Source organism: Leclercia sp. GLN_9, from assembly GCF_043105735.1.
GTDB classification, from domain to species: Bacteria; Pseudomonadota; Gammaproteobacteria; order Enterobacterales; family Enterobacteriaceae; genus Enterobacter; species Enterobacter adecarboxylatus.
In genome coordinates this window covers 38,617-57,157 of the sequence record NZ_JBICLV010000012.1, presented here as the reverse complement: position 1 = coordinate 57,157, position 18,541 = coordinate 38,617, and the positions used below count along the sequence as shown (strand labels likewise).

Sequence of the window (18,541 nt, the reverse complement as noted above, 5' to 3'; positions counted from 1 at the left end):
CCGGCGTCCCGTTATCAGCCGTTCCGCTGACTATTCGATTCGCTGGAAGACTTTTTTACTGCCCTCCGGAGAGAATGAAATAACATCGTAAGCCTCTTTACGGGCCCCCATCTCCATTCCCGGGCTCCCCGCAGGCATGCCCGGGGTGGCAAGACCATAAATCCCTGAACCAGACAGCATTGCCTTATGTATCGTGGCTGCAGGCACATGGCCTTCAATGATCAAATTACCAGTAACTGCGGTATGACAGCTTCTCAGCTCAGCAGGAACAGCATATTTTTCTTTCAGGGCTGACAGGGCCTGATCATTCATGACGTGGGTCCGCACCTCAAACCCGTCCTTTTCCATCGCCTTGCCCCACAGGGAACAGCAACCACAGTTTTCAGACTTGTACATATCTATTACTTTTTCACCTGCCATTGCAGGAAGTGAAAGGCCAAAAGCCAGGGTCATTAAAATTATTTTTTTCATACTCACCTCTGTATGTTATCGATATAAACCCTGACGTCAGGGTGAATTTATGCAAAAGGACACCCGCAGGGGTGCCCTTTCAGGGTTATGACACGCTCTTTTTATGTCTGCGCAGCCAGATGAGTTTATAGGCGGCAGGAATAATGAACAGGGACAGCAGCGGAGCTGTGATCATCCCGCCAATCATGGGGGCCGCGATACGGCTCATGACTTCTGAACCTGCGCCGGTACCCCAGAGTATCGGCAGCAGACCCGCGATGATCACCGCCACGGTCATGGCTTTCGGCCGGACACGCAGCACGGCACCATGATAAAGGGCTTCATCAAGACCTTCCGGTGTGAACGTTTCTTTGTTTGACAGTTCCGGATGCGCTTCAATGGCATGACGCAGATACATCAGCATGACCACGCCAAACTCTGCTGCCACACCGGCCAGGGCGATAAACCCGGTTCCGGTTGCGACTGACATATGGAAGCCCTGCCAGTACAGGAACCATATCCCGCCAACCAGGGCGAACGGCAGACTCATCAGGATCAACAACGCTTCATCAACCCGGCGGAACGCCAGATACAACAGGATGAAAATGATCATCACCGTCATCGGCACCATCAATTTAAGTTTCTTGTTGGCGTGCTCAAGCAGTTCAAATTGTCCGGAGAATGACACGCTGGTACCCGGTCTCAGTTTCACTTTCTGACTGATAGCCGTTTTAATATCATTAACCACCGACACCATATCCCTGCCGCGCGCGTCAATGTAAATCCAGCTGGCTGGACGGGCATTTTCCGTTTTCAGCATAGTCGGCCCTGAAACGACCTTAATATCCGCGACATCGCCCAGCGTGATCTGCTGCTTCATCGGGGTCAGGATCGGCATCTGTTTCAATGCATTTGGACTGTTCCGATAATCCTGCGGATAGCGAATATTAATCGGGTAGCGGGCCACGCCTTCAACCGTTTCCCCTACCGTTGCGCCGCCGATGGCTGATGAGACAAACAGCTGTACATCACCAACAGTCATACCGTAACGGGACGCTTTTTCCCGGTTGATATCGATATCGATGTAACGCCCGCCTTCAAGTCGCTCAGCCAGGGCAGACACCACGCCCGGCACGGTTTTGGCTACCGCCTCGATACTCTGCGCAGTCGCATCAATATCGGCCAGGACAGTCCCTGAGACCTTGATACCTATCGGGCTTTTGATCCCGGTTGAGAGCATATCAATACGGTTACGGATTGGCGGAACCCAGAGGTTTGCCAGACCCGGTAAACGGACGGTCTTGTCGAGTTCTTCAATAATCTTGTCAATCGTCATACCCGGACGCCACTGATCCTCAGGTTTGAGCTGGATCGTGGTTTCCACCATTTCAAGCGGTGCGGAATCCGTTGCGGTCTCTGCTTTACCGGTCTTGCCAAATACAGAGGCCACTTCAGGAACGCTTTTGATTAACTTGTCCGTCGTCTGCAGGAGTGCTGCAGCTTCTGCCGGAGAGACGCCAGGCAATGTTGATGGCATATACAGCAGGTCGCCCTCATTGATCTTCGGCAGAAACTCCCCCCCCACCTGACTCAATGGCCATATAACGGTGAAAATGGACAAGGCCGCAACCAGCAGGGTTATTTTTGGCCAATGGAGGACCCGCAGCAGCAATGGATGATACGCTTTGATCAGCACCCGGTTCAGGGGGTTACTGGTCTCGGCAGGAATTTTTCCCCGGATCCAGAATCCCATCAAGATCGGAATGACAATGATGGCCAGCGCGGCCGCTCCCGCCATGGAGTACGTTTTCGTGAATGCCAGCGGGCCAAACAGACGTCCTTCCTGACCTTCCAGGGTAAAGATAGGAATAAAGGACAGGGTGATGATCAGCAGGCTGATAAACAGTGCGGGTCCCACTTCCACGGAGGCGTCGGTAATCACCTTCCAGCGGGTGGCATTGTCAATCTGCTCACCCGGATGCTGATGATCCCACTCCTCAAGCCGTTTATGCGCATTCTCAATCATCACAATGGCGGCATCCACCATCGCACCGACGGCAATAGCTATCCCTCCCAGCGACATGATATTGGCGTTTAGTCCCTGGAAGTGCATGACGATAAAGGCGATACATAGGCCAAGCGGCAGAGAGATAATCGCCACCAGGGCAGAACGTACGTGCCACAGGAACAGGGCACAGACGATGGCCACCACGAAAAACTCTTCCAGAAGTTTGGAACTGAGGTTATCAATCGCCCGGTCGATTAACTGGCTGCGATCGTAGGTGGTCACGATTTCAACGCCTTCCGGCAGACTGGCCTTCAGCGTGTCCAGTTTATCCTTGACTGCTGTGATAACGTCGCGCGCATTTTTACCCGACCGCAGGATCACCACGCCGCCAGCAACTTCCCCCTGGCCGTTCAGTTCGGCAATACCACGCCGCATTTCAGGCCCGGTCTGCACGCGGGCAACATCCCGCAAATAAACCGGCACTCCGTTCTCGCCTGTTTTCAGGACGATGTTATTAAAATCATCAATGCTCTGCAGATAGCCGCTGGCGCGGACCATATACTCCGCTTCGGCTATTTCAACGGATGAACCACCGGCTTCCTGGTTAGATGATTCAAGAGCCTGTTTCACTTCGGGCAGGCTGATCCCATACTGGGACAGTTTTACCGGATTGACCTGAATCTGGTACTGCTTCACCACGCCACCGACCGAGGCTACCTCAGCCACGTTCGGGATGGTCTTCAGTTCAAATTTCAGAAACCAGTCCTGCAAAGAACGCAGTTCTGAAAGGTCGTGTTTTCCGCTGCGATCGACCAGGGCATATTCAAATATCCAGCCCACTCCCGTGGCGTCCGGGCCGATTTCAGAGCTCACACCCGCAGGCAGTTTGCCCTGAACCTGATTCAGGTATTCCAGCACGCGCGAACGGGCCCAGTACAGATCGGTGCCGTCTTCAAAAATGACATACACATACGAATCACCGAACTGTGAAAAGCCACGCACGGTTTTTGCGCCAGGTACGGACAGCATGGTGGTGGTAAGCGGATAGGTGACCTGGTTTTCTACAATCTGCGGGGCCTGTCCGGGATAGCTGGTTTTAATAATGACCTGCACATCTGACAGGTCAGGCAGCGCATCGACCGGCGTGTTAATTATCGTCCATGTGCCCCAGATGCTGAGAAACAGTGCGCCCATCATGACCAGGAAACGGTTGGCGACAGAGCGCCGGATAATCCATTCAATCATCGTCGTCTCCTCAGTGCCCTGAATGCATATTTACAGGCTGCTCAGACATTGCTGGCATACTGTTTTCTGTTTTTTCAGGGTGGCGCATACGTTCCAGCGCGCCCGTAATATTGGCTTCGGAGTCAATGAGGAACAGGCCACTGACCACCACGGTATCGCCTTCATTCAGGCCGGAGCCAATGCCGGACTGTTGCTGTGATTCATGCAGAACGTGGATCTGTTTCGGCACAAACTTGCCTTCATCATCAACAGTAATCACGCGCTGTTCTTTGCCGGTATCGATAACGGCCTGGCTTGGTATCAGCAGCATCTCCTGGCTTTGGGTATTCAGTTTGAGATAGGCATTCATGCCTGGCTTGAGAAACTCATCCTTATTAGAAACCTGGAGGCGGACCTGAAGCGTGCGGGTTGTCTGATCCACGCTGGGAAGAATGTTCCATTTTTCGACATGGAATGTTTTATCCGGATAAGCCGGTACCGAAATTTCAAACTGCGACGTATCTTTCAGCAGATAGGCGATAGATTCTGGCACTGCAGCGCTGATCCAGACCGGGTCCATCCCCTGAATCTGAGCCACCACCTTATCTTTGGAAATATTCATGCCGGTGCGCAGGTCAAATGCAGTAATGACACCATCAATAGGTGCTTTAATGGTAAAACGGGTCTGGATTGTGCGGGTTGAACGCAGCCTTTGAATATCTTCTTCCGGCATACCAGCCAGACGAAGTCGCTCCAGAACCCCTTTTATCTGGGTTGGCGTACCGCCTGTACCGGATAACAGCAGAAACTCACTTTGTGCCTCAACCCATTCAGGAATGGTGATATCGATAAGCGGAGTGCCTTTCTTCACATGATCGCCAATCGTCAGGGGATACACTTTTTCGACGAAACCATCAGAACGCGCCTGCACAATGACAAACTGATATTCGTTGTAACTGACATTAGCCGGGATTGTCTGAGAATAATTCAGCATTCCTCGCGTGACTTTTTGCGTTTTTAATCCCAGATTCTGAACCTGAGTTGGATCGATACGGATCCCGCCACTGCTTTTATCGCCACTTTCATCAGCATATTTCGGCACCAGGTCCATATCCATAAAGGGAGATTTTCCGGGTTTATCAAATTTAGTATCCGGTTTCATCGGGTCATACCAGAAAAGTACCTTTTTCTCCGGTGCCTTTTGTTCTGTTTGTACTGTTTTTTGTGATGAGTTTAAATACTGCCAGGCAGTAACCGATATCAGCCCTCCTGCTATGAGGCTGCTGATAATTATTGCAGCATATTTTATCTTTAAAGAAGCCATACAATTTCTCGCTGAAAAATCAAAACACCTGGCATATGCGCCCGATCATTAATTCACAGTAATCCCATAATGAATGTTCAGGCGCACTGGATGTATTCGCTCCGGAGTGTCAATCAGGATTGCGTAACGTTAATGCTTTTGAGTAAGGAGATATTGCCCTGCTGAATAAACGAGAAATCGACATGGTTGCCGGTTTTCAGGGCATTGATAGCGTCGTCTGCATTAACAAAAGTGAAGCGCATGGTCATTGCAGGCCAGCCCACCGCCGGGATTGCTTCATGCGAAATGGTGATCTTTTTACTATTCATATCAATTTCTTTAACGATACCGGTGCCCTTGATAACCTGCTGTACCGAAGCATCACTGGCAGCATTCATATCGCCATGCTGATGTGTTTCAGCATTAAGACCGGCAGAAAACATGACAGAGAAGGCACCAAATAAAACGGCTTTAAGTGAATTACGCATTTTTAATTTCCTGATTAATTGAATAAATTTACTCTACCCAACCGCCACCCAGCGCGGTAAACAGATTAATTTCGTTAACCTGTCGGGAATAGGTAAGATCGAGAATGGTTTGCTGCGTCGCGAAGAGGGAACGTTCTGCATCCAGCACTTCGATGTAACTGACAGCACCACTTGCATACAATCCTCTGGCACGCTGTAGAGTTATCTGTAGTGAATCAAGATAACGCTGCTGTGACTCAAGTTGCTGGCTAAGGCTGTCGCGCAGCGCAAGCGTGTCGGAAACATCTTTAAAGGCTGACTGAATTTTTTGTTCGTAATTAACCACCGACTGTTGCTGGCGAATTTCAGCCAGCTTCAGATTGGCTTTATTCCTGCCAGCATTAAAAATAGGAATTTCAATTTTAGGGATAAAATTCCACATTCCACTTCCTGACGTAAACAGGCTGGACAGCTCCGTACTGCTTGCGGAAAGACCACTGGTCAGGGTAATGGAAGGGAAAAAGGCCGCCCGCGCTGCGCCAATACTGGCATCAGCCGCTTTCAGCTGATATTCCGCTTCCATAATATCCGGTCGCTGCAGCAAAATTTGTGAAGACAGATTTGGTGGCAATTTTACTGGGGCTATCTCCCCGCCTTTCATCCCTTTTTCTGACGGAAGTGCGCGGTACGTTCCCAGCACCAGTTGCAGGGCATTGTTTGCCTGAGCCAGATCGCCTTCTCGTTTGGCTATTTCGGCGCGGGTACTTTCGATTTGTCCTCTCGCCTGTTCAAGTGCCAGAACGTTCGTACTCCCGGTCACGAGCTGTTGCTCAACGAAAGCATAGGACTGTTGATAATTTTTCAGCGTTTCCCGCGCGATACGGAGTTGTTCATACGCCAGTTGCTGGCTGAAATAGCTCTGCGAAACGTTGGAGACCAGCAGGATGTGTACGGCCCGACGGGCCTCTTCGCTGGCGAAATAGCTCTGGCGATCAGCGTCACTCATGTTCTTAAGTTTGCCGAAAAAATCGAGCTCATAGCTGAGCTCAAGACCCGCGTCGTACTCCTGTGTGGTCGGCTTGTCGCCTTTCAGGCCACCGCTGTAGGTGATCCCGGATGAGGCATTCAGCTGGGGATAACGATCTGCATCCGTGACGTTGAACTGGGCCCGGGCCTCTTCAACCTTCAGGGCAGCCATTCTCAAATCACGGTTATTATTCAGAGCTTCAGTAATCAGCCGTGTAACCTGGGGATCGACAAAAAAGTTACGCCAGCCCGTATCCTGATAACCATTCACTGCTGGCATCAGGCTGTTTCGGGACAGTGAAAACTGCTGGGGTACCGGTGCTGCCGGGCGCTGATATTCAGGTGCCAGAGAGACACAACCGGCCAGGATGAATATCGTGCTAATGCTGAGTAATTTTAATTTGAACATAACGCTTCTCGTCCAGGCAGACCTGGTAAATGGTTCAAATGAAGTCCAGAGTATTGATAGGGGTACTTTACCGAACGCTCTCTGTTTGCCGGGTGACAGGATAATGACAATGTTGTCATTTTTGCTGTAATCCGTTGATAACGATCGTGGGCGCAATAGAATGACATTAGCAGCCAGCCGGGGAGCAAGATGAAAATACTGATCGTCGAAGACGAAATTAAAACGGGTGAATATCTCAGCAAGGGGCTTACAGAGGCCGGGTTCGTTGTGGATCACGTTGATAATGGTCTTACCGGATATCACCTCGCCATGACCGCCGAGTATGATTTAGTCATTCTGGATATCATGCTGCCTGATGTGAACGGCTGGGATATCATCCGTATGCTGCGCACAGCCGGAAAGGGGATGCCGGTCTTACTGCTGACGGCCCTTGGCACGATCGAACACAGGGTCAAAGGACTTGAGCTGGGTGCAGACGATTATCTGGTTAAACCCTTTGCATTTGCCGAGCTCCTCGCCCGGGTGAGAACCCTCCTGAGGCGGGGAAATACGATGATCACAGAGAGCCAGTTTAAAGTGTCTGACCTCTCGGTTGATCTCGTATCCAGAAAAGTCAGTCGCGCCGGGAACCGCATTGTGCTCACCAGTAAAGAGTTCAGCCTGCTGGAATTTTTCATTCGCCATCAGGGAGAGGTTCTTCCCCGCTCCCTGATTGCCTCTCAGGTCTGGGACATGAATTTTGACAGCGACACTAACGCGATTGATGTTGCTGTAAAGCGACTCCGCGCTAAAATAGACAACGATTACGAGACAAAGCTGATTCAGACAGTCCGGGGCGTGGGCTATATGCTGGAGGTCCCGGATGCATAGCAAACCTTCCAGGCGCCCTTTCTCACTCGCTCTGCGGCTGACCTTTTTTATCAGCCTGTCCACGATCCTGGCCTTTGGCGCCTTCACCTGGTTTATGCTGCATTCCGTTGAAAATCATTTTGCCGAGCAGGATGTCAGCGATCTGCAGCAAATCAGCACCACACTGAACCGTATACTGCAGTCCCCGGCGGATCCGGATGAAAAAAAAATAAGTAAAATAAAGGAGTCGATTGCCAGCTACCGCAACGTTGCCCTTTTGCTCCTCAATCCTAGGGGAGAGGTGCTCTTCAGCTCAGCGCAGGGGGCGGCACTACGCCCGGCCGTGAATTCAGCCGATTTTAGCGAGCACAGCCGCGCACGGGATGTTTTTCTCTGGACGGTGGAAGATCCTGCGGGTCCGGTGCACGCCGAATCCGGAATGAAAATGAACACCTACAGGATTATCGCCTCCTCTGGTCAGGCGATATTTCAGGGCAAACAGCAGAACTATGTCATGCTGACTGGCCTCTCCATTAATTTCCATCTCCATTACCTCGATGCGCTGAAAAAAAATCTGATTGCGATTGCCGTCGTGATAAGCCTGCTGATTGTTCTGATCATTCGCATCGCTGTCCGTCAGGGGCATCTGCCCCTTCGTAATGTCAGTAATGCCATTAAAAACATCACCTCCGAGAATCTTGATGCGCGGCTGGAACCGACACGCGTTCCCATTGAGCTGGAGCAGTTGGTTATCTCGTTCAATCATATGATTGGAAAGATTGAGGATGTCTTTACCCGCCAGGCCAATTTCTCTGCCGATATCGCGCATGAGATCAGAACGCCCATCACCAATCTGGTGACGCAGACTGAAATCGCACTGAGTCAGGATCGAACCCAGAAGGAACTTGAGGATGTCCTCTACTCCAGTCTTGAAGAGTATAACCGGATGACCAAAATGGTCAGCGACATGCTGTTCCTGGCGCAGGCGGACAATAATCAGCTCATACCTGACAGGGTCCGGTTTGACCTCAGAGCAGAAGTCATGAAAGTCTTCGAGTTTTTCGAAGCCTGGGCCGAAGAACGCAATATCACGCTCAAATTTAACGGGATGCCCTGCCTGGTTGAGGGAGATCCACAAATGTTCAGAAGAGCGATCAATAATCTGTTATCCAATGCCCTGCGTTATACCCCGGAGGGACAGACAATCACCGTCTCAATAAGAAAGGAAGAGAGCTTTTTTGACCTTGTGATTGAAAATCCGGGCAAACCAATTCCTGAAGAGCATTTATCAAGGCTGTTTGACCGTTTTTATCGGGTGGATCCGTCCAGACAACGAAAAGGAGAAGGCAGCGGCATCGGTCTGGCGATTGTGAAGTCAATCGTGGAAGCACATCACGGAAGCGTGCAGGTGGAATCGGACGTACGCTCAACTCGTTTTATCTTATCCGTGCCCAGACTGGAGAAAATGATCCCGGAGCCCCAAAACTGAGAATAAAGATTTAAATGACAAAGATGTCATTAGCCTGTCATGCAGCAAACAGAAGCCATTCGATATAATTAGTGCAACTTATCAGGAAGGCTGGATTGCTTCATCAATACCCGGCGTCAGATTACGCCAGGAAATGAATATCCAGCCCTCTCCCGGAGAAATAAACACTGCCGAACCTGTTTCAGTTATGGAACTGAAAAAACCGGTTGTACTTCCCCGGACATCACTAATTCAGAAATGGAGAGTTATCATGAAAAATATCGTCTTAGCTGCTGTTATGGGTCTTGGCTTAATCTCGTCGGCGTGGGCCTCAGAGACTATTGATATTCACGAGCAAGTTAATAATGCACAGGCACCAGCTCATCAGATCCAGTCAGCTTCAGCTACAAACGCAATAAAGGGGTCTACACCACAGATGGCCAGTATGAATCAGCATGAACAGGCCGTTATTGCTCATGAAACCATGACGAACGGATCGGCGGATGGGCACCAGAAAATGGTGGAAAGTCATCAGAAGATGATGGGAAATAACTCCGTTTCCCCTACCGCGCCGTCAACGTCGTATGCCGCGATGGATGAGCATGAAAGAGCGGCGATAGCCCATGAATTCATGAATAACGGTCAGTCTGGCCCACATCAGGCCATGGCCGAAGCGCATCGCCGCATGATGAATGCAGGCTGAATGCGACTGTAGTATCCGTGCTTTTACCCTTTCCTTGATAGATTATTCCTTAACCGGATATGTTGTGACATTTTGCCCCCATCAGGGGGCTTTTTTATCTGACTCAGCTACAATTAACCGGTACCTACCTGAAAAGGATTTATTAAATGAAAATCAAAAACACCCTTTTTGTTATATTAATGTTATCCCTGCCAGCCATTTCTGCCGAACATTCGGACATGAAAATGTCAGATATGTCCTCATCGGCATCGTCGCAGGAATATATGAAGGGCATGAAAGATATGCATGACAAAATGATGGCCGCCGTTAATGAGTCCGATCCCGACAAGGCCTTTGCAAAAGGTATGGTTGCACACCATGAAGGGGCAATTGCCATGGCGGAAACCGAGCTCAAATACGGAAAAGATCCCGAAATGAGAAAGCTTGCGCAGGACATCATAAAAGCGCAGAAAGGTGAAATCGGGCAAATGAATAAATGGCTAGATAGCCAAAAATAACAATTGCAAAAACGCCATGATAAGCGTAAATTTAAATCACTCCCGGGCACGGGAGCCTGTTAAACGTCAAATAATTAAAACCCGATTAATTTCGGGTTTTTTATATTTTGTCCCCAGTTCCTGTATTGTGGGGCGCAATATATGCACCTGCTATGTTTTTTCCTGACTTAATTCCTTCTGTTTCAAAAAATATAGCCAGCGCTTCCGGAAGCGTTGATTTCCCGAAGTCATTTCGGCCGACAATGCCCGTCATGCCTTCATCAAAAATGATCTCAGTGGAGTTTCTGTAGCCTCTGAAGTTCGTAAGTTTTAATTTTCTGAGCCGCATATACAGTCCTGTGTGTAAGAAAGCGTTGTGACCGGAACCCTGAATACAATATCTGTCGTGTATGAGCCTGAGCCCTGGCGGGGAAATGCCGTGATTCAGGATAACCTGATGGCATTCCGGGATTATGATCCGGTCGCGTTTCCTGAACATTTCTGCCCTTTCCGTCACCCGGAACTTTCTCAGGCTGGTATACAGGCGTCTCAGATCAGGACGGGCGGCAGACGCTTTTTATGACCCTTGTTTTCTGCGGAGCGGGCCTGAGAACATTTATTGCTTTATGGTGAACAAAGTCATTATCGGATGCTGAAAATGGAATAATCCTCCAATCGCAATAATCTACCTACTTTCTTGACCTATCTACAATAATCCCTCTCTTCTTATGCCAGGATCCGAAAAAAGTAAAAATCGGATCTCTGGTTAAGCTGATTTGGTGAAATGAAGTTTGCTGTAGCTGGTAAGAATTTCCGTGATGAGGGGAGGGGTCTCAGTCCCGTCAGCATGGTGCCGTATGTATCAGCACCGGAATGGCGGAGAGCATCTGATAGGCGCTTTCGTATATAGAGAAACTGGATGCATGTGGTCACGTTTATGCCCTTGTAAAGGCTTACGGTAACTATTAGTTTATGGTCTGTACTGACATCCCGGTTGCGTAAACGCAGATATCAATTTTTGATAGACATGTTAAAAGGAGGTAACAGTGAAGCGATTCCCGAATGGCTCAGACTGGCGTAAATGGGATCTGCACGTGCATACCCCTTCGTCATCACTTGAGAATCAGTATCGGAATGACTGGGAAGCTTATCTTTCTGCAATTGAAGCGTTTGGCGACGAGGTCGCTGTCATGGGTGCAACCGACTACTGCACTATCACCGGGTATGAGAGACTGCTCGCATACCGTGCGCAGGGTCGGATAGCCAACATTGAGGCCGTTTTTCCTAACATAGAATTTCGCATCACACCTGAAACGCAAAAAGATAAGGGTGTGAATATTCATCTTATTATCAATCCGGCGGATACCGGTCACGTTGACAAAATAAAACACGCTCTGGGCCGGCTTCATTTCCGTTACGGCGGGCAGAACTACTCCTGCAGCGATCAGCAACTGACTGAGCTGGGGATTGCGGTCGCAGGGTTGTCCTCTCCCGAGAAAAATCTGCGCGACGGCATTAATCAGTTCAAGCCTTCTTTTGACGTTTTTGAAGACTGGCTGAGGAGTGAAACCTGGCTGCGGAACAACGCTATTGTCATTGCATCTAATAGCTCAGGAGACGGAATCTCTGGGCTCCGCGACAATGGTCTCCTTGCTGTCCGGCAGAACATCTATCGCCTGGTAGACGCGATTTTTTCCGGTAACCCCCAGGATTGTGAGTACTTTCAGGGGCGTGGCAGCGACAGCAGGACTGAAGTCATCAGTAAATATGGCAAGCTACTTCCCTGCGTTCACGGTTCGGATGCACATGGACTGGCTAAAATTTTTCGTCCCGACGAGGACCGTTTTTGCTGGATTAAAGCCGATCCCACTTTTGCGGGATTAAAACAGGTGCTTTACGATCACACCCGCGTCAGGATTCAGAAAACGTCCCCCCATACTAAAACGCCTTATCAGTATATTAAACACGTCTGTTTTACGGACCGTAGTGGCCATGCACTTTTTTCAGGCCAGCCTGTTCACTTCAGTCCCGACCTGAATGCGATCATAGGCGGGAAGTCTTCAGGAAAATCTCTGCTGCTTTACCACATGGCATGCGCCATTAATGCCGGTGAGGTTAGCAAGAAAATCAGGATCTCCGGACAGGCAGCCTATGACGACTTTAGCAATCTCAATGTTGAAGTCACATGGGGAAACGGGGAAGTAAGTTCATTACATGGTGACGACAGCAGGCCTGTGACCTACATTCCTCAGCTCTATATCAATCACCTTGCCGAACGCAGCGGCCAGCTTCAGCTCAATCAACTGGTCGAGGAAATTCTTTATCAGAATAATAATTTCAAAGCTTTTGCACTTGAAAATACTGCACAGCGGGAAGCGACTATACGGGTCATAAAAACCAGGATTGATTATCTTACCGAGCTTCGCAAAAAATACAGCGAGTGCGGTAAGGAAATGGAGAAATACGGCACGCAAAAGGCGGTAAGTGATGAAATCCGCCGGCAGGAGGAGAAGATCGCTCAGCTGAGGAAGCAGGCATCTTTTACACCGGATGAAGAAAAGCAGTATATGGCACTCAGAGTGCGCACGGACAACCTTCACTCCCGCCGGCGCGCGATAGATGATCTTACTGATGCCAGTAGAAGTCTGAAAGAAAGCCTTTATCGGCATGCCGGTAGCACGATACAAAGCCTTACCGACCAACTCAGGCTGGATTTTCCGCTGTCTGAAAATTCCTCTTTTCTGGAGAAAAGCCTTCGTCAGCTGGAGGACAACCTTTCAGCAGCTGTCAGTGACTTCATTGGTCGCCACGAGGCCCGTTTTGGCTGCATCCCCGCAAGGCTGAGGCGGATTGATACCGAAAGCGCAGCCAAAAAGGAAACGCTGCTTCCCCTGTCGGTAAAAATTACCGATCAGGAAACGCTCAAAGCGGCCACGGCTGCGCTGGAAAAGGAAAAAGAAAAGCTCAGACAGCTACAACAGCTCTCAGAACGCCGTCAGTCCATTTTACAGGAAGGCAATGATACAAAAAGTCAGCTCCATACAGAGTATGCGTGCCTTACTGGTCTTTACCAGGCTTACGTGGACGAGCTCAGTAAGCCTGAATACCACCCCGAAGGTGAAATTAGCGTAATTGCTCGCATATCCTTCAATACTGAGAAGTTTGATCGCTTTACCGGCTGCTTTGACCGGCGAGGGAATATAAACCTACTGCTCGGCGAGCTGGCCTGTCCGAAAGGCGGCTATGCATTTTCCCCTGATCGCCATGCGGATACGATTGCAGGCATATATGACCGCTACAGAAACGGCGGGGTTGCTCCCGCTCTTCGTAAGGGCATTGAGGACTCTGATATGTTGAGTTACCTCTATGATGACTGCTACCTGATTGATTTTTCTGTCCGTTACCGGAGCGACGATATCGTGCAGATGTCGCCGGGTAAACGGGGTCTGGTGCTGCTTAACCTGATCCTTCACCTGAGCAATTCGCGGCACCCTATCCTTATTGATCAGCCTGAAGACAATCTCGATAACCGGACGATTTATTCCCAGCTCAATGATTTCGTCAGGCAGCGCAAGGCTGACCGGCAGATCATCATGGTGACGCACAATGCCAACCTTGTCGTGGGAACGGATGCCGAATGCGTGATTGTATCTAACCAGAGTGGGCAGCGCTCGGGCATTGAGAACAGTGAATTCCGGTTTGAATATTATACCGGCTCACTGGAGTGCTCGTTCATCTCACAGGATGATTCCGGCCGTCTGCACTCCCGGGGTATCAGAGAACACGTTTGTGAAATTCTGGAAGGCGGGATCCAAGCCTTTAAGGAAAGGGAGCGCAAGTACGGCCTGTAGACTAAAACGGTTCTTCAGTTCTTGCCATACGCTGCTGCGTCGGCCAGAACTGACCATATTTCTGTTCTCTTATTATCACCTTGATTCGAAACTCAATGTTCCGGATCTATCAGCCTTTCAACCGTCCACCATTTATTCCGGTTGCGCCAATCTTTTGACTGGCGGGATAATCAGCTCAGACCTATTTTGGATAGTTAAAATTTTACAGAGAGTGCAAGTAAATGGTTGATTCAACACAAATTAGTGAAAATCTTGGTTCACAAAAACCCCAATTTAACTGGAATGCCCTTTTCCAGGGTGATCATACACGTGGGGCCTACAATGCCTGTGTGGGGAACAACGGTTCACCGGACCTTTATTATTATGCTGACGGCTTCGCTGACAGCGTATTCCTGCTTATTGATGCCCTGATTTCAGGGCAGCGCGCATTACTGGATACCCTTATTTATCCTATCTGCTTCAATCTGCGGCACTCAGTGGAACTGACTATTAAGGGGCAGATACAGGATCTCAGCCGGCTAACGAAACTACGTAAACAGCCGCTTGCACCGGATGCGGACGTAGAAAAAGTGCTGAATCAGCACGATATTATGAACCTGTGGGCATTTTTTTCAGGCCATGCAGCCGCGTTTGATCGACGTTATAATGAAAAGGTGTCAGCGCTGGAACCTCTCATTCGCTGTATTGGGGAAACCGATCCCACTGGTCAGACGTTTCGCTACAGTTACAGTACTGAAGCCAAGAAACATCTGACAGACGTCAGTGTTATCAACGTATTGGTTCTGCGTGATCAGTTTCGCGTCATTCGTGAGCAACTGGAAGAACTAACAGGGTTGACTCACTGGCTATGGAAGGAATACTCAACCGGGGTTTTCACCAAAAACCTCAGTCGTAATGATCTTCAGGCTATCGCTGTTCAGTTGCCCGTGCGGCAGTCATGGTCTGAGCCTTCTTCAGGCCTTACTGGCATCAAAGATTCCATCAAATCTGAATACAATATTGGCAGCAAAGAACTGTCTGAGGCATTCAGAAAAATTCAAGACAGCAGAGATTTGGCTCGAATTATCGGCGTGCCCGGAGCTATTCCTGGATTGTCTATGGCAGATTTGATAACTCTCAACGACTTCTGGAAGGTGGCATGGGATCGCGATGCTTTGTCAGACGAATTACGTGATGACATATCCGGCATTAGTACTTCTCCGGTTGTACCGGTTAGCCCTATGCAGGGGTTGAACCATGAACTCCAGGTAACGAAAGACACCCGGGCTTCTTTCAATCAGTTTAAGCAGTGGGCAACAGCAGAGAAACTTGCCGGGCTACAGGCATTACTGGACGCCGGATATTATTGTTTTAGTGAGGAGCATGACAGCTGCTACGAATCTTACAAAAAGGAAGTGGAGGTCGCATTCTCAGCTTCTCAACGGAGCCGCATGGCTGAAATAAAGGAGGTCTGGTTGCGCAGCGTCGGGCGGCGAGCTTATCCTTCGCGCATCATAGATAAACTCAAACGGGCTGGTTTCAAAGAAGAAAGCGACTTACTGGAGCAAAATCTTTTCGCCTGAAAAAGAATGGCTGAATTTCCCGCATTAAGAAAGGCCACACGGTGGTGGCCTTAACGCAATTACTTCTGGTTTGCCGAGGAGGTTATGGTTGCGGTATAGGCACGGAGTGTTTCATCTACGCCATCGACAAGGGCATTGGCCAGTTCACTAAGTGTCTGGGTGTCTCCTATACGGGAGTCCTCCACGCTGTAGCAGTGCAGGGAGCAGGACTCTTCCTGGAAACGGAAGCCTATTCCCAGAGCGTTGTTCTGGTAAATGAAAGGTGCGCCATACCCCGGGTCAGGCATCAGAATGTGGCCATTGCAGTTGGGCAGGCTGAACAGCTTGGTAGCGCCAGCTGGCAGAGCCCGGGTATTCTCTGTACGTAACGTCAGCAGAACCTGTCTCAGTCCTTTCTCACCACCTTCGCCCTGAAAAACCTCCGCCTGGCTGTAAAAGCCTTTCGCCCGTGCCTCATAGAGACGATCTGCGGGATCAAGTCCCATAATACTGCGTAACTGATTAATGTGACCGTAATAATCCTGGCGGCGATACCACGCCCCCCAGAAGCGGGCAATACTGGTCTAGAAGGCTTCAATGGTCTGCTCATCTCGACTGGCGACTTCACAGAACAGAGCAAAATACAGGGCAGTACCACCGTAGAATTGCGGCACCCCCCGCATAACCTGGCTGGCCCGCGAGCGGAGGTGCTGCGCATTACGGAGCAGAATCCGGGTCAAATCATCTTCCGTACTTATACCAAGCAGATCGCGGTAGGCTACTTCAAACTGGGGGGCCGGAGGTACACTGTTCCAGGCCTGAAGAACCTGACTGCCGCTATACTGGGCGATATCCTGATCCAGGGAAGCGACCAGCGAGCTTTTGAGGCAGAAGACGTGGAGGAGGCTGCCCATGCTGGCACTGACCATCTCACGCAGCAACGCGGACTGGTTAATGTCGCGGGCTTTTGCCACTTCTTTCAGCGCGTGGCCCTGATCGGTCGGAATACCCTTGAGCGAAACCGACACTGTCCCCTGGGACTCATTTCTTCCATTTGTAGGCTGAATTTCCATAATGAACTCATCTTTGACTTTTTAAGCTAAATCACACAAAAATACCACATCCGGTGATTATGGCGCCAAATGGTACGTGTGTTATGATTGCCTGATTGTATTACGATTTTAATGTTTTTATTACCTACCCTCTCATCTTTTCACTGAGATCCGATTTCTGGTGAAGTCGGATCTGCGCTGACAAATCTCAGGAAAATGTTAACGAGAAACGCCATGAAGAAATCTAAAGAATAATGAGGGTCAGGTCCTGCTGTAAGCGGAAAGCGGACATCGGCTTAATGTCAGAAATGACATTTCTGATTCAATCTCACCATTGTGAATTTAGTGAAAAGCAGGAAGAAAAACTCTGCTGACGGTAAAATCGCATTCGGTTAAAGTCTTTCCTGCTGGAAATTTACCGAATGTCGCAGCGGTAAAACCGGCACGTTCTTCCTTGGTACTGGCTTACCGACTCCCCCGCAGGCACAACACATAGTAATCAGCGCCGTAGCGGGCACAATTCGGTCTTATTGGTGTTTTGCCTAATGCCGGAGAATGTGAACAGGGGTGAAGGGCTGTTATCCAGGATGAGCAGAGATGATTGACGGAGTCGTCATATTACGGTAGTATTATCTTAAGTACACCCGCCACGCCTAGTCTCTTTGAGATGCGCATTATGGCGGGTTTTTTTTTGCCTGATTTCTTTGAATGGAAAGGACGCAATGGCACCCCATCAGACCAATAGACCTCGACTCTACCAAAAACCTACTGAAACAAGCGAAGCATTAATTTCAAAGCTGCGTCTTAAAGGTTTAACCATCACTGATGAGAATGCTGCGAAAACTGCACTTACATTCATTGGCTATTACAGGTTAAGGGGATATTTTATCCCTTACTATCATATGACTCAGGAAAGGAAGCCTCAGATACAAGAGCCTAAAACTTTCTTACCGGGAACAACGCTACAGAATATTATAGAACTGTATGAATTTGACAGAAAACTGCGCCTGATAGTGCTGGAGCAAATCCAGAAAGTAGAGATCGGTCTGCGAACCTGCCTTTCTGAATATATGAGTGCGAAATACGGTTGTCACTGGTTCATGGATTTGACAAACCTTGATAATGACTATGATTATCAAGGTTTTTTTGAGCAAATCAGGAATTCTAAAGAGGTTTTCATAGACCATTATAAAGCAACATATGATCATCCAAAATACCCACCCTCTTGGATGATTACAGAGACTCTCAGCTTTGGTGCATGGTCGAGAATTTACAAAAATCTGCATCACTACGATCAAAAGCAGATTGCACTGAAATTCAATATACGCAGCGCGGAAATTATGGCTTCATGGTTTCATACTCTAAGCCATTTACGTAATCTTGCTGCACACCATAACCGTATATGGAACCGTTCTTTTAAAGCTTTCCCTCCAGGAAAACTTAATGGGTATGAAACCCATATGTCTAATCCGCAAACGCTTTATAGCCGACTCGTTGTGTTAAAGTATCTATCAGACCAGGTTTCATGGTCTGACGGTCTAAAAAATCAGTTGGATACTTTAATGGTAGAGAAACCTAGCTGTGTGACATGGCAAAAAATGGGCTTCATCGAAGATTGGAAACACACCCCCCTTTGGACACGAGCAGTAAATCCGCCTCCACAGGTTTGAGAGCGCAAAAGTAAAAACATGATCACTTCTCTTTAAGTCATCTT

General features: G+C 49.1%; 14 protein-coding genes and 1 pseudogene. 7 read left to right on the top strand and 8 right to left on the bottom strand.

Annotation, left to right across the window (positions count from 1 at the left end):
• Positions 1 to 30 precede the first annotated feature (30 nt).
• From ACF8PE_RS06835 to silC, 5 genes are all read right to left on the bottom strand, one after another.
• Positions 31 to 471, bottom strand: coding sequence for a DUF411 domain-containing protein (locus ACF8PE_RS06835; protein ID WP_001549797.1), 441 nt, complete (start codon positions 469 to 471; stop codon positions 31 to 33).
• Between the two features lie 85 nt (positions 472 to 556).
• Entirely contained in the window at positions 557 to 3,703 is a 3,147-nt protein-coding gene (gene silA, locus ACF8PE_RS06830; RefSeq protein ID WP_392494706.1) for a Cu(+)/Ag(+) efflux RND transporter permease subunit SilA, read from the bottom strand.
• Positions 3,704 to 3,713: 10 nt separating this feature from the next.
• Positions 3,714 to 5,006, bottom strand: coding sequence for a Cu(+)/Ag(+) efflux RND transporter periplasmic adaptor subunit SilB (gene silB / locus ACF8PE_RS06825; protein ID WP_001548143.1), 1,293 nt, complete (start codon positions 5,004 to 5,006; stop codon positions 3,714 to 3,716).
• 113 nt (positions 5,007 to 5,119) lie between these two features.
• Complete coding sequence (gene cusF, locus ACF8PE_RS06820; protein WP_001246156.1) at positions 5,120 to 5,473, bottom strand: cation efflux system protein CusF; 354 nt, start codon at positions 5,471 to 5,473, stop codon at positions 5,120 to 5,122.
• 28 nt (positions 5,474 to 5,501) lie between these two features.
• Positions 5,502 to 6,887, bottom strand: coding sequence for a Cu(+)/Ag(+) efflux RND transporter outer membrane channel SilC (silC, locus tag ACF8PE_RS06815; protein ID WP_045344199.1), 1,386 nt, complete (start codon positions 6,885 to 6,887; stop codon positions 5,502 to 5,504).
• Between the two features lie 189 nt (positions 6,888 to 7,076).
• Here silC and silR point away from each other — a divergent pair, with 189 nt between their 5' ends.
• From silR to ACF8PE_RS06795, 4 genes are all read left to right on the top strand, one after another.
• Positions 7,077 to 7,757, top strand: coding sequence for a copper/silver response regulator transcription factor SilR (gene silR / locus ACF8PE_RS06810; protein WP_045344197.1), 681 nt, complete (start codon positions 7,077 to 7,079; stop codon positions 7,755 to 7,757).
• The gene (gene silS / locus ACF8PE_RS06805; RefSeq protein WP_045344195.1) at positions 7,750 to 9,225 is read left to right on the top strand and encodes a copper/silver sensor histidine kinase SilS; all 1,476 of its coding nucleotides are present in this window, start codon (positions 7,750 to 7,752) and stop codon (positions 9,223 to 9,225) included. Before silR ends, silS begins: the two co-directional genes overlap by 8 nt.
• Before the next feature lie 250 nt (positions 9,226 to 9,475).
• Complete coding sequence (locus ACF8PE_RS06800) at positions 9,476 to 9,907, top strand: copper-binding protein (protein ID WP_142486210.1); 432 nt, start codon at positions 9,476 to 9,478, stop codon at positions 9,905 to 9,907.
• 146 nt (positions 9,908 to 10,053) lie between these two features.
• Entirely contained in the window at positions 10,054 to 10,404 is a 351-nt protein-coding gene (locus ACF8PE_RS06795; RefSeq protein WP_040078796.1) for a DUF305 domain-containing protein, read from the top strand.
• Between the two features lie 154 nt (positions 10,405 to 10,558).
• On the opposite strand, the pseudogene ACF8PE_RS06790 reads toward ACF8PE_RS06795, so the two are convergent.
• Positions 10,559 to 10,732, bottom strand: a pseudogene (locus ACF8PE_RS06790) (AAA family ATPase); the annotation flags it as partial.
• Positions 10,733 to 11,429: 697 nt separating this feature from the next.
• Between ACF8PE_RS06790 and ACF8PE_RS06785 the strand changes: the two are divergent.
• Together ACF8PE_RS06785 and ACF8PE_RS06780 are read left to right on the top strand one after the other, a co-directional pair.
• Positions 11,430 to 14,234: a TrlF family AAA-like ATPase gene (locus tag ACF8PE_RS06785; RefSeq protein ID WP_392494705.1), complete on the top strand. Its 2,805-nt coding sequence runs from the start codon at positions 11,430 to 11,432 to the stop codon at positions 14,232 to 14,234.
• 221 nt (positions 14,235 to 14,455) lie between these two features.
• On the top strand, positions 14,456 to 15,796 hold the full coding sequence (locus ACF8PE_RS06780) for a hypothetical protein (protein ID WP_392494704.1): 1,341 nt from the start codon (positions 14,456 to 14,458) through the stop codon (positions 15,794 to 15,796).
• A gap of 59 nt (positions 15,797 to 15,855) precedes the next feature.
• Here the strand turns inward: ACF8PE_RS06780 and ACF8PE_RS06775 are convergent, their stop codons facing one another.
• Positions 15,856 to 16,281 (bottom strand): hypothetical protein, encoded by a 426-nt coding sequence (locus ACF8PE_RS06775; RefSeq protein WP_392494703.1) that lies wholly within the window; start codon positions 16,279 to 16,281, stop codon positions 15,856 to 15,858.
• A gap of 78 nt (positions 16,282 to 16,359) precedes the next feature.
• Entirely contained in the window at positions 16,360 to 16,848 is a 489-nt protein-coding gene (locus ACF8PE_RS06770) for a hypothetical protein (RefSeq protein WP_392494702.1), read from the bottom strand.
• Between the two features lie 701 nt (positions 16,849 to 17,549).
• Here ACF8PE_RS06770 and ACF8PE_RS06765 point away from each other — a divergent pair.
• Positions 17,550 to 18,497 carry an Abi family protein gene (locus ACF8PE_RS06765; RefSeq protein WP_392494701.1) on the top strand — a complete coding sequence of 316 codons (948 nt, stop codon included), beginning with the start codon at positions 17,550 to 17,552 and terminating at the stop codon, positions 18,495 to 18,497.
• The last annotated feature ends 44 nt before the right edge of the window (positions 18,498 to 18,541 follow it).